Here is an 11,747-nt window from a genome sequence, read left to right as displayed (position 1 = left end):
CCTTGAAACCGAGGTGACGCCTTCGCGCGCAAGGCCGCTCCCACAGAGACTGCGGTGACCTTGTGGGAGCAGGCTTGCCCGCGAAGCTTTTAGTGCTTGAACATCACATGCCTGACGGTGGTGTAGTCCTCCAGCCCGTACATGGACATGTCCTTGCCGTAGCCGGACAGTTTCTGACCGCCATGGGGCATTTCGCTGACCAGCATGAAGTGCGTGTTGACCCAGGTGCAGCCGTACTGCAAGCGGGCCGAGAGGCGATGGGCGCGACCGACATCGGCGGTCCACACCGACGAGGCCAGGCCGTAGTCCGAGTCGTTGGCCCAGCCCAGTACCTGGGCCTCATCGGTGAAGCGGGTCACCGACACCACGGGGCCAAACACTTCACGACGCACGATCTCGTCATCCTGCCGGGCGTCGGCCAGCACCGTGGGTTCGAAGAAGAAGCCGTTGCCTTCCACGACCTTGCCGCCAGTGATCAGGCGAATGTGCGGTTGGGCCATCGCCCGCTCGACGAACCCGGCGACACGGTCGCGATGCTGGGCGGTGATCAGCGGGCCCAGCTCGGTGGCCGGATCATCCTGCACGCCGTACTTGATGCTGCTGACGGCAGCGCCGAGCTTCTCCACAAACCTGTCGTAGATACCGTCCTGGGCATAGATGCGGCAGGCGGCGGTGCAGTCTTGCCCGGCGTTGTAGAAACCGAAGGTACGAATGCCTTCCACGGCGGCGTCGATGTCGGCGTCGTCGAAGATGATCACCGGCGCCTTGCCCCCCAGTTCCATGTGCATGCGCTTGACGCTGTCGGCGGTGCTGGAAATGATGTTCGAACCAGTGGCAATGGATCCGGTAAGCGACACCATGCGCACCTTCGGATGAGTCACCAGCGGGCTGCCAACCGTAGGCCCGCGACCGAATACCAGGTTGAGTACACCGGCCGGGAAAATCTCCGATGCCAGCTCGGCCAGGCGCAGGGCGGTCAGGGGCGTTTGTTCCGATGGCTTGAGCACTACGGTGTTACCCGCCGCCAGGGCCGGGGCGACTTTCCAGGCCACCATCATCAGCGGGTAGTTCCACGGAGCAATGGAGGCGATCACACCCACCGGGTCACGACGGATCATCGAGGTGTGACCGGGCAGGTATTCGCCACCCGCCATGCCGCTCATGCAACGGCTGGCCCCGGCAAAGAAACGGAACACATCGGCAATCGCCGGGATCTCGTCATTGAGCGCCGCGCTGTAGGGTTTACCGCAGTTGTCCGACTCCAGTTTCGCCAGTTCCTCACCGTGGGCCTGAATCGCGTCGGCCAGTTTGAGCAACAACAGCGAACGGTCTTTGGGCGAGGTCTGCGACCAGCTTTCGAACGCGTCGTCGGCGGCCCGCACGGCGGCATCCACCTGGGCTTCGCTGGCTTCGTTGATTTCCACCAGCACACGACCCAGGGCCGGGTTGAAGACGGCTTGAGGGGCGCCTTCACCATTGACCAGTTGGCCGTTGATCAAGAGTTTGGTTTGCATGTTCGTGTCCTCATTGGCGCTTTTATGTTTCTGTCGGAACCGGGACCTGTAGGAGCGAGCTTGCTCGCGAAGAACGTTAACGATGACGAGGGCTGCCTGGATGAGCGCGGTGCCCTTGCATCCTTCGCGAGCACTCGAGCGTCGACCGGCTGCTCCTACACCAAACCGTTTCCACCGTAAGAAAGGGTTGTCAGTTATTTACCACCACTGCCCGCGACGCTTTCGCCACCACGCGTCAGGTAATAGGCGCCGAGGATCGGCAGCATGGTCACGATCATCACCAGCATCGCCACCACGTTGGTCACCGGTACGTCCCGTGGGCGGCTCAGTTGATTGAGCAGCCACAGCGGCAAGGTGCGTTCGTGGCCGGCGGTGAAGGTGGTGACGATGATTTCATCGAACGACAACGCAAACGCCAGCATGCCGCCGGCCAGCAACGCCGAGCCGAGGTTCGGCAGGATGATGTAGCGGAAGGTCTGCCAACCGTCGGCGCCCAGGTCCATCGAGGCTTCGATCAGGCTGTGGGACGTACGCCGCAGGCGGGCAATGACGTTGTTGTAGACGATCACCACGCAGAAGGTCGCGTGACCGACGATGATGGTGAACATCCCCGGTTCTATCCCCAAGGTCTTGAACGTCGCCAGCAAGGCAATCCCGGTGATGATCCCCGGCAGCGCAATCGGCAGGATCAGCATCAGCGAAATGCCTTGCTTGCCGAAGAAGTCACGGCGGTACAGCGCCGCCGACGCCAGGGTGCCGAGGACCATGGCGATCAGCGTGGCAACCGAGGCGATCTGCGCCGACAGCTTGATTGCTTCCAGCACGTCGGGCCGCGAGAACGTTACGGCGATCCACTTCAGGGTGAAGCCCTTGGGCGGAAAGCTGAACGCGGCGTCTTCGGTGTTGAAGGCGTACAGGAAGATGATCAGGATCGGGAAGTGCAGGAACACCAACCCGCCCCAGGCGGCGATGCGCAAGCCTAAGGAGGCCTTACCTTGGGAGGAAGAGTCAGAGCGCATCGAAGGCCCCCAGTCGTTTGACGATGGACAGGTAGATGGCAATCAGCACGATGGGCACCAGGGTGAAGGCCGCGGCCATTGGCATGTTGCCGATCGCACCCTGCTGGGCGTAGACCATGCTGCCGACGAAGTAGCCCGGCGGGCCCACCAGTTGCGGCACGATGAAATCGCCCAGGGTCAGGGAGAAGGTGAAGATGGAGCCGGCGGCGATACCGGGAATCGACAGCGGCAGAATCACCTGCATGAAGGTCTGGCGCGGCTTGGCCCCAAGGTCGGCGGAGGCTTGCAGCAACGACGGCGGCAAGCGTTCCAGTGACGCCTGGATCGGCAGGATCATGAACGGCAACCAGATGTAGACGAACACCATGAAGCGTCCAAGGTGCGAGGTCGACAGGGTGCTGCCGCCGACACCGGGAATGCCCAGGATGAACTGCAGCACCGGCTCCAGCCCCAGGTACTGAACGAACCACTGGGCCACGCCACCTTTGGCCAGCAGCAAGGTCCAGGCGTAAGCCTTGACGATGTAGCTGGCCCACATCGGCATCATCACCGCGATGTAGAAAAACGCCTTGGTCTTGCCAGTGGTGTAGCGCGCCATGTAATAGGCAATCGGGAACGCGACGATGGCGCTGGCGATCGAGACCACGATGGCCATGCTCAGGGTGCGCAGGATGATGTCGAAATTGGACGGCTGGAACAGTGCCGTGAAGTTCGCCAGGGTCAGGTCTGGCGTGACCTCCATGGTGAAGTCGTCGAAGGTGTAGAAGCCCTGCCACAGCAAGGTCAGCAGCGATCCCAGATAGATTGCGCCGAACCACAGCAGGGGCGGCACCAGCAACATCGAGAGGTACAGGTTCGGCCGGCGATACAGCAGGTTGGAGAACCTGCGCAGCGGTGAGCCGCCGGAGGGTGTTCGGGTCAGTGCCACAGTGCTCATCTCACACCCCGCTCGCCAGGGTGTCGTGCAACGCAATCATGGCCTCGCGCGCCCAGCGTGCGCTGACGCGTTGCCCGGTCTGGTGCTGGGCGCCGCTGTCGCTCCACTGATTGTTGGCCTGGCTGATATTCAGGGTCTGGCCGTTTTCCAGCTTCAGTTCGTAGCGTGTGGCACTGCCCTGGTACTGGATATCGTGCAGCAGGCCGCTGACTTCGATCTCATGGCTGGCCAGCGGGCCTTCGGCGAAACGCACGTGTTCCGGGCGGATCGAGAAGGGGTGGGCGTTGCCGTTCAGCTGTTGCGCCAGTTCGCCACGAATCACGTTGGAGGTGCCGACGAATTCGGCAACGAAGGTGGTCGCCGGCTTCATGTACAGGTTACGCGGGGTATCGACCTGCTCGATGCGGCCCTTGTTGAACACCGCCACGCGGTCCGACATCGACAGGGCTTCGGTCTGGTCGTGGGTGACGAAGATGAAGGTAATGCCCAGTTGGCGCTGGAGCTTTTTCAGTTCGCCCTGCATTTGCTCGCGCAGCTTCAGGTCCAGTGCCCCCAGCGGTTCGTCGAGCAGCAGGACCCGGGGGCGATTGACCAGGGCGCGGGCCAGGGCCACGCGCTGACGCTGGCCGCCCGACAGTTGCACCGGCTTGCGCTCGCCGTAGCCGCCGAGGGCGACCATGTCCAGGGCCTCTTCGGCACGCTTGAGGCGCTCGGCCTTGCCGACCCCCTTGACCTTCAATCCGTAGGCGACGTTGTCGCGAACGTTCATGTGCGGGAACAGCGCGTAATCCTGGAACACGGTGTTCACGTCACGCTGATAGGGCGGTAATCCGGCGGCCTCTTCGCCGTGAATGCGGATGGAGCCGGCACTCGGTTGTTCGAAACCGGCGATCAGGCGCAGGCAGGTGGTTTTGCCCGAGCCGGATGGGCCGAGCATGGAAAAGAACTCGCCGTCCTGGATGTCGATGGAAACCCGGTCTACGGCTTTCACTTCGCCGAACAGACGGGAAACGTTGGTGAACTGGACTGCAAGCGTCATGGTGCGGTGCTCCAAAAAGGCGAGGGCTGTCACAGCGGCCCTGCCTGGACGTCTGAAAAATCTGCATCGCGATCGATATGTCAGTGAGCTTTTGTGGCGAGGGAGCTTGCTCCCGCTCGGCTGCGCAGCAGTCGTCAACCTGCAATTGCGTTTTTGCAGTCAGAACGCGATGGTCGTGTTGCGACCGCTTCGCGCTCGAGCGGGAGCAAGCTCCCTCGCCACAGGGGCGGGCTTAACGGCCGCCCATGATCGCGATGTAGTCCTGGGTCCAGCGGCTGTACGGCACGAACTTGCCGCCCTCAGCCTGCGGGGTTTTCCAGAAGGCGATCTTGTCGAACTGGTCGAAGCCGTTGGTCTTGCACCCTTCGGCGCCCAGCAGTTCGCTGCCCTGGCAGGCGGCAGGCACGGCTGGCAACGAGCCGAACCAGGCGGCGACGTCGCCCTGGACTTTCGGTTGCAGCGACCAGTCCATCCACTTGTACGCGCAGTTCGGGTGCTTGGCCTCGGCGTGCAGCATGGTGGTGTCGGCCCAACCGGTAGCGCCTTCTTTCGGGATGGTGGAGGCGATCGGCTGTTTCTCGTTCATCAGGCCGTTGACCTGATACGGCCAGGCACCGGAAGCCACCACGCCTTCGTTTTTGAAGTCACTCATCTGCACGGTGGTGTCATGCCAGTAGCGGTGGATCAACGGCTGCTGTGCCCGAAGCAAGTCGAGCACGGCCTTGTACTGGGTTTCGGTCAGTTCGTACGGGTTCTGGATGCCCAGTTCCGGCTGGGTGCTTTTGAGGTACAGCGCCGCGTCGGCGATGTAGATCGGGCCGTCATAGGCTTGCACGCGACCCTTGTTGGCTTTGCCGTCCGGCAGGTTTTGTGCGTTGAACACCACGCTCCAGCTGGTGGGCGCCTGCTTGAACACCTTGGTGTTGTACATCAACACGTTCGGACCCCATTGGTAGGGCGTGCCAAAGGTCTGTTTGTTGACCACGTACCAAGGGGCATCCTTCAGGCGTGGGTCGAGGTTTTTCCAGTTCGGGATCAGGCTGGTGTTGATCGGCTGCACGCGCTTGCCGACGATCAGGCGCAGCGAGGCGTCGCCAGAAGCGGTCACCAGGTCGTAACCGCCCTTGGCCATCAGGCTGACCATTTCATCGGAGGTGGCCGCGGTCTTGACGTTGACCTTGCAGCCGGTTTCCTTCTCGAAACCGGTCACCCAGTCGTACGCCTTGTCGCTTTCGCCCCGTTCGATGTAGCCCGGCCAGGCGACGATATCCAGCTGGCCTTCGCCAGCGCCAACAGCCTTCAGCGGTTCGGCGGCCTGAACACTGGCACTGGCCAGCAGTGCGGTGGCGATTGCACTAAACAGTGCGGTCTTGTGCACGAACATGGGGTTTCCCTCTTCTTTAAATTATGGTCGGGGCAGTGTTGAGCGTGATGTAACTGGCCTATTCGGCTTGTTATTAGCTTAGTAGTGTTATTTCAGGTCATTACCGTGACGCGCCATGATGTGTCGCACCACGCTGTAGTCCTGCAGCGAATCGCTGGACAAGTCTTTGCCGTAACCCGAGCGCTTCAAGCCGCCGTGGGGCATTTCGCTGACCAGCATGAAGTGACTGTTGATCCAGGTGCAGCCGTACTGCAGGCGCGCTGCGACCTGCATGGCCTTGTCCAGGTTCTGCGTCCAGATCGACGAGGCCAGGCCGTATTCCGAATCGTTGGCCCAGTCCACGGCCTGTTCCAGCTCATCGAAACGGGTCACGGTGACCACCGGCCCGAACACCTCGCGCTGGACGATTTCATCGCTCTGCTTGCAACCGGCCAGCAGGGTCGGCTGGTAATAGAAACCGGCGCCCGAATGCACCGCCGCGCCGGTCACCCGCTCGATGTGCGGTTGGCCCAGTGCGCGCTCGACGAAGCTGGCCACGCGATCACGCTGGCGGGTGCTGATCAGCGGGCCGATCTCGTTGTCGGCATCGCGCTTGCCGGCAAAACGCAGGCTGCCCACGGCGGCGCCGAGTTCGGCCACCAGTTTGTCGTGAATCCCGGCCTGGGCGTAGATCCGGCAGGCGGCGGTGCAGTCTTGCCCGGCGTTGTAGTAGCCGTAGTTGCGCACACCCTCGACCACCGCTTGCAGGTCGGCATCGTTGCAGACAATCACCGGTGCCTTGCCACCGAGCTCCAGGTGGGTGCGCTTGAGGGTCTTGGCGGCGGCCTGGAGAATCTTCTGCCCGGTGACGATGTCGCCGGTCAGCGAGACCATGCGCACTTTCGGGTGGCTGACCAGATGGCTGCCGACGCCTTCGCCACCCCCGCAGATGATGTTGATCACCCCACGCGGAAGGAGATCGGCCAGTGCCGGTGCCAGGGCGAGAATCGACAGCGGGGTATGTTCGGACGGCTTGAACACCAGGGTGTTGCCGGCGGCCAGTGCGGGGGCGATTTTCCAGGCGGCCATCATGATCGGGTAGTTCCACGGCGCGATGGAGGCGACCACCCCGATGGGGTCGCGGCGCACCATGCTGGTGTAGCCCGGCAGGTACTCGCCGCTGAGCTGACCGGTCTGGCAGCGCACGGCACCGGCGAAGAAGCGGAAGACGTCGACCGTAGCGCTCAGGTCGTCCTGGCGGGCCAGGTGCAGGGGTTTGCCGCAGTTCAGCGACTCCAGGCGGGCGAGCAGGTCGGCCTGTTTTTCGATGGCGTTGGCGATGCCGAGCAAGATGTTCGAGCGCTGTTGCGGCGTGGTTCGCGACCAGCCGGGGAAGGCTCGGTGGGCGGCGAGGATGGCGGCTTCGACTTGTTCGGTGCTGGCTTCGGCAATGTGCGTCAGCACTTCACCGGTGGCCGGGTTGAGGATGGGCTCGACGAAGCCCTGGCCGGCGACCAATTCACCATCGATCAGCAATGCGGTGGACAACGGAGTCTGCGCGCCAGCCATTTTACCGGTTCTCTTTTCTTGTATGGCCATGGTGCTCCCTGTGACTGGGGGCCCGACCGTCTTATAGATGTACAGAGACTAGTGGTCGGACTTGAGGACGACAAATACCAAATACTGAATGCAGCATTCGATTAAATAGATGGCTTGCGCCCGCCATGGGGCTGTTCACGCGCGACGGTCAGGAAGGGGTCGACCAGCGCCGGGCGCGCCGCACCGCGCCGCCAGGCGAGGCCGACGTCCAGGGTCTGGTTGAGGTCGGCAATGGGGCGGGCTTCGATGATGTCGCCTTCCAGCGACCAGGGGCGGTACGTCATGTCGGGCTGGATCGACACGCCCAGGCCGGCGGCCACCAGGCTGCGCACGGCTTCGGTCGAGGCCGTGCGCAGGGTGATGCGCGGTTGCAGGGATGCCGCTCGCCACATGCGCTGGGCGGTACGGTCCATTTCATCGACGTTCAACTGAATCAGCGGCTCGCGGGCGACATCGGCGAGGTTGATGCTGTCGTGCTCCAGCAACGGGTGCTGGGCGGGCAGCCACAGGCGATGGGGGGAGTGGGTCAGTACCTCGGTCTGCAAGGCATGGCGATCCTCGAGGTTGGAGAGGATCAGTACCCCGACGTCGATCTCGCCGCTGACCAGCAAATGTTCGATATAGGGCCGTTCGTCTTCCATGACGCGAATGTCCACGTTGGGGTAGGCGCGTTGAAAGCGGGTGAGCAAGTCGGCGAGGTAATAACCGGCGACCAGGCTGGTGACGCCAACGGTCAACTGGCCGGCGACCTGGTCGGTGCTTTGCTGGAGGCTGCGCTTGGCGTTGTCGACCGTGGCCAGGATCAAGTGTGCCTGGCGCAGGAACTGATGGCCCTGGTGGGTCAGGGTCATGCCTTTGGCGTGGCGATTGAACAGGCAGACGCCGATTTCCTGTTCAAGTTGCTGGATGGCCAGGGTCAAGGTGGATTGGGAGATGTACACCGCTTGCGCGGCGGCCGAGATCGAGCCGGTCTCAGCCACGGCGATGAAGTGACGGATCTGACGCAGGGTCATCATGGGGAAATACCCGGTGGGCTGTTTTTATAGATTTGCCCGAGTGTATATCTTTTTTTCTGAATGGCAGCGCCGACTCACGGGGTCGTGGTGACGGTGAAATGATCAGCCCCGCCGGCCTCGAAACCCTCGTGGAACCTTGTCATGAAATGAAAAGCCCTTGTCGTCTGATGAGAAGCATTCGGTCAGCCTGCGGCCTACAGTCCAATCAACGCAATTCCAGGCATACGCCAAAATCGCAGATTGGAGAAAAACAGGCATGGCCAAAGCCGTACGCTTCTACGAAACCGGTGGTCCCGAAGTCCTTCGCTATGAAGATGTCGAGGTAGGCGACCCAGGTCCGGGTCAGGTTCGACTTCGTCACGTGGCGGTCGGGCTGAACTATGCCGACACCTACTTCCGCAACGGTACCTACCCGATCCCGCTCGCCAACGGCATGGGAGTCGAGGCTTCCGGTGTGGTGCAGGCCGTCGGCGAGGGCGTGACCCATGTCGCGGTTGGGGATCGTGTCACCTACACGGGCTTTCTCAACACCCTGGGTGCCTATAGCACCGAACGCCTGATTCCAGCGGCACCGCTGATCAAGCTGCCTGAAACCATCAGTTTCGAGACCGCCGCGGCCATGACCATGCGCGGCTTGACATCTTCGTACCTGATGCGTCGTCTCTACGACTTCAAGCCTGGGGACACCCTGTTGCTGCACGCCGCCGCCGGTGGTGTGGGCATGATCGTCTCGCAGTGGGCCAAGCTGCTCGGCCTGACGGTGATCGGTACCGTCTCCACCGAAGGCAAGGGCGAAATCGCCAAGGCCCACGGCTGCGACCACATCATCAATTACAGCCATGAAGACGTCGCCCCGCGCGTTCGCGAGCTGACTGACGGCGTTGGCGTCAACGTGGTGTTCGACAGCGTCGGCAAGAACACTTTCATGGGCTCGCTCGACTCGCTCAAGCGCCGTGGTTTGATGGTGTGCGTGGGTACCGCGTCCGGTCCGATCCCGGCCTTCGACCCAGTGCTGCTGGCAATGAAAGGATCGCTGTTCCTGACCCGTCCGGCGCTGGCCGACTACATCGCCGATCCGGCGGAAAAAGCCGCCCTGGCTGGCGAGTTGTTCGATCACGTGGGCAGCGGTCGAATCAAGATCGAAATCAACCAGCACTACGCCTTGCAGGATGCCGTACAGGCCCACCGTGACCTGGAGTCTCGCAAAACCACGGGGTCGTCGATTTTCGTTATCTGAGGAATCTGAGGAAGCCGGTTGCCATGAAAGTAGAACAATTAACTTGCAACATTGGTGCACAACTCATAGGCGTCAACCTTGCTGACGCCATCCACGACGACGGCCTTTTTGCCGAAATTCGTGCCCAGCTGGTCAAGCACCGTGTGGTGTTCCTGCGTGACCAGGACATCACCCGCGCCGAACACGTTGCCTTCGCTCGCCGTTTCGGCGAGCTGGAGGATCATCCGGTCGCCGGCAGTGATCCAGAGCACCCGGGCCTGGTGCAGATCTACAAGCGCCCGGACCAGCCGATGGATCGCTACGAAAACGCTTGGCATACCGACGCTACCTGGCGCGAGGCACCACCGATGGGGTGCGTGTTGCGCTGCGTGGAATGCCCGCCGGTGGGCGGCGACACCATGTGGGTGAACATGGTACAGGCCTACGATCGCCTGCCCGAAGACGTGAAGGTGAAGATCGCCGGCCTGCGCGCCCGCCACAGCATCGAAGCGAGTTTCGGCGCGGCCATGCCGATCGAAAAGCGCCTGGCGCTCAAAGCCCAATACCCGGATGCCGAGCACCCAGTGGTGCGCACCCATCCGGAAACCGGTGAGAAGGTGTTGTTCGTCAATGCCTTTACCACCCATTTGAGCAACTACCACACCGCTGACCGGGTGCGCTACGGCCAGGACGCCAACCCGGGGGCGTCCGACCTGCTGCGTTATCTGATCAGCCAGGCCTACATCCCTGAGTATCAGGTGCGCTGGCGCTGGAGTCCCAACAGCATTGCCATCTGGGACAACCGCAGTACCCAGCATTACGCCGTCATGGACTACCCGCCCTGCCATCGCAAGATGGAACGTGCCGGCATCATTGGCGACAAGACCTACTGAACGCCAGCCCCTGCTCTTGGTCTGCCCCGGCAAAGTCTGCCGGGTGCCTTACAATAAAAACACTGGAGTAACTCATGCAATTCTTCGACGATTCCCTGCACCCAGAAAACATGGAAAAGGTGGTGATCACCGTTGCCCCTTACGGCCCTGAATGGATGCCGGAAGACTTCCCGGAAGACATTCCGCTGACCATGGACGAGCAGGTGCAGAAGGCAGTTGACTGCTACGAGGCCGGCGCCACCGTGCTGCACTTGCACGTGCGCGAGCTGGACGGCAAGGGCTCCAAGCGCTTGTCCAAGTTCAACGAACTGATTGCCGGTGTGCGTGAAGCGGTGCCGGACATGATTATCCAGGTCGGCGGCTCGATTTCCTTCGCCCCCGAAGGCGATGGCGAGGCGGCCAAATGGCTGTCCGACGACACCCGCCACATGCTCGCTGAGCTGACGCCAAAACCGGACCAGGTCACGGTGGCGATCAACACCACCCAAATGAACATCATGGAGCTGCTGTATCCGGAATACCTGGAAGGCACCTCCCTGGCCAACCCGGCCTACCAGGCCGCCTACAGCGAGATGACCGTACCGGCCGGCCCGGCCTGGGTCGCAGAGCACCTCAAGCGCCTGATGGCCAACGGTATCCAGCCGCACTTCCAGCTGACCGGCATGCATGCGCTGGAAACCCTCGAGCGCCTGGTTCGCAGGGGCGTCTACAAGGGCCCGTTGAACCTGACCTGGATCGGCATTGGCGGTGGTTTCGACGGTCCTAATCCGTTCAACTTCTTCAACTTCATCCACCGTGCGCCGGACGGTTGCACCGTGACCGCCGAGTCGCTGCTGAAAAACGTATTGCCGTTCAACACCATGGCGCTGGCCATGGGCATGCACCCACGGGTGGGTATCGAAGACACGATCATCGATCACCACGGCAAGCGTTTCAGCTCCGTACAGCAGATCGAGCAGACCGTGCGTGTCGCTCATGAGTTGGGCCGCGAAATCGCCAGCGGCAAGGAAGCGCGGGAAATCTACCGCATCGGTGTGCAGTACGAGACCGTCGAGGAAACCCTGCTGGCCAATGGCATGGCGCCAAACCGCAAGGCTGGCCAGAAAGGAGTACCACAACGCGGTTGATGAACTGCGGGGCAAGCGACAGGC

The 11,747-nt window shown here is 62.1% G+C and carries 10 protein-coding genes; 3 read left to right on the top strand and 7 right to left on the bottom strand.

Going from position 1 to position 11,747, the window contains the following annotated elements; genetic code table 11:
- Positions 1–89: 89 nt before the first annotated feature.
- From CKW25_RS03005 to CKW25_RS02975, 7 genes are all read right to left on the bottom strand, one after another.
- Entirely contained in the window at positions 90–1,514 is a 1,425-nt protein-coding gene (locus CKW25_RS03005) for a gamma-aminobutyraldehyde dehydrogenase (RefSeq protein ID WP_095077553.1), read from the bottom strand.
- Positions 1,515–1,708: 194 nt separating this feature from the next.
- Positions 1,709–2,533 carry an ABC transporter permease gene (locus tag CKW25_RS03000; RefSeq protein ID WP_095077552.1) on the bottom strand — a complete coding sequence of 275 codons (825 nt, stop codon included), beginning with the start codon at positions 2,531–2,533 and terminating at the stop codon, positions 1,709–1,711.
- Positions 2,523–3,470 (bottom strand): ABC transporter permease, encoded by a 948-nt coding sequence (locus CKW25_RS02995; protein ID WP_095077551.1) that lies wholly within the window; start codon positions 3,468–3,470, stop codon positions 2,523–2,525. The genes CKW25_RS03000 and CKW25_RS02995 overlap by 11 nt, the downstream gene beginning before the upstream one ends.
- Position 3,471: 1 nt before the next feature.
- A complete protein-coding gene (locus CKW25_RS02990; RefSeq protein ID WP_095077550.1) occupies positions 3,472–4,509 on the bottom strand; it encodes an ABC transporter ATP-binding protein in 1,038 nt (345 codons plus the stop codon).
- Positions 4,510–4,741: 232 nt separating this feature from the next.
- The gene (gene ydcS, locus CKW25_RS02985) at positions 4,742–5,893 is read right to left on the bottom strand and encodes a putative ABC transporter substrate-binding protein YdcS (protein WP_095077548.1); all 1,152 of its coding nucleotides are present in this window, start codon (positions 5,891–5,893) and stop codon (positions 4,742–4,744) included.
- Between the two features lie 87 nt (positions 5,894–5,980).
- Positions 5,981–7,471: a gamma-aminobutyraldehyde dehydrogenase gene (locus CKW25_RS02980; RefSeq protein ID WP_095077547.1), complete on the bottom strand. Its 1,491-nt coding sequence runs from the start codon at positions 7,469–7,471 to the stop codon at positions 5,981–5,983.
- Between the two features lie 101 nt (positions 7,472–7,572).
- The gene (locus CKW25_RS02975; protein WP_095077546.1) at positions 7,573–8,487 is read right to left on the bottom strand and encodes a LysR family transcriptional regulator; all 915 of its coding nucleotides are present in this window, start codon (positions 8,485–8,487) and stop codon (positions 7,573–7,575) included.
- 256 nt (positions 8,488–8,743) lie between these two features.
- Between CKW25_RS02975 and CKW25_RS02970 the strand changes: the two genes are divergently transcribed.
- The 3 genes from CKW25_RS02970 to CKW25_RS02960 all read left to right on the top strand — a co-directional run bounded on the left by CKW25_RS02970 (position 8,744) and on the right by CKW25_RS02960 (position 11,723).
- On the top strand, positions 8,744–9,724 hold the full coding sequence (locus tag CKW25_RS02970) for a quinone oxidoreductase (protein WP_095077545.1): 981 nt from the start codon (positions 8,744–8,746) through the stop codon (positions 9,722–9,724).
- 23 nt (positions 9,725–9,747) lie between these two features.
- The gene (locus CKW25_RS02965; RefSeq protein ID WP_095077543.1) at positions 9,748–10,596 is read left to right on the top strand and encodes a TauD/TfdA family dioxygenase; all 849 of its coding nucleotides are present in this window, start codon (positions 9,748–9,750) and stop codon (positions 10,594–10,596) included.
- Between the two features lie 74 nt (positions 10,597–10,670).
- On the top strand, positions 10,671–11,723 hold the full coding sequence (locus tag CKW25_RS02960; RefSeq protein ID WP_095077542.1) for a 3-keto-5-aminohexanoate cleavage protein: 1,053 nt from the start codon (positions 10,671–10,673) through the stop codon (positions 11,721–11,723).
- Positions 11,724–11,747: the final 24 nt, after the last annotated feature.

Origin of the sequence: Pseudomonas sp. Irchel s3h17, assembly GCF_900187505.1 — a bacterium.
GTDB lineage: Bacteria > Pseudomonadota > Gammaproteobacteria > Pseudomonadales > Pseudomonadaceae > Aquipseudomonas.
This window is presented reverse-complemented; position numbering and strand designations above follow the sequence as displayed.

What these genes read in the sequence shown, in the direction of transcription:
- CKW25_RS03005 (WP_095077553.1), bottom strand. Translation starts at nt 1,514, where the DNA reads ATGCAAACCAAACTCTTGATCAACGGCCAACTGGTCAATGGTGAAGGC.
- CKW25_RS03000 (WP_095077552.1), bottom strand. Translation starts at nt 2,533, where the DNA reads ATGCGCTCTGACTCTTCCTCCCAAGGTAAGGCCTCCTTAGGCTTGCGC.
- CKW25_RS02995 (WP_095077551.1), bottom strand. Translation starts at nt 3,470, where the DNA reads ATGAGCACTGTGGCACTGACCCGAACACCCTCCGGCGGCTCACCGCTG.
- CKW25_RS02990 (WP_095077550.1), bottom strand. Translation starts at nt 4,509, where the DNA reads ATGACGCTTGCAGTCCAGTTCACCAACGTTTCCCGTCTGTTCGGCGAA.
- ydcS (WP_095077548.1), bottom strand. Translation starts at nt 5,893, where the DNA reads ATGTTCGTGCACAAGACCGCACTGTTTAGTGCAATCGCCACCGCACTG.
- CKW25_RS02980 (WP_095077547.1), bottom strand. Translation starts at nt 7,471, where the DNA reads ATGGCCATACAAGAAAAGAGAACCGGTAAAATGGCTGGCGCGCAGACT.
- CKW25_RS02975 (WP_095077546.1), bottom strand. Translation starts at nt 8,487, where the DNA reads ATGATGACCCTGCGTCAGATCCGTCACTTCATCGCCGTGGCTGAGACC.
- CKW25_RS02970 (WP_095077545.1), top strand. Translation starts at nt 8,744, where the DNA reads ATGGCCAAAGCCGTACGCTTCTACGAAACCGGTGGTCCCGAAGTCCTT.
- CKW25_RS02965 (WP_095077543.1), top strand. Translation starts at nt 9,748, where the DNA reads ATGAAAGTAGAACAATTAACTTGCAACATTGGTGCACAACTCATAGGC.
- CKW25_RS02960 (WP_095077542.1), top strand. Translation starts at nt 10,671, where the DNA reads ATGCAATTCTTCGACGATTCCCTGCACCCAGAAAACATGGAAAAGGTG.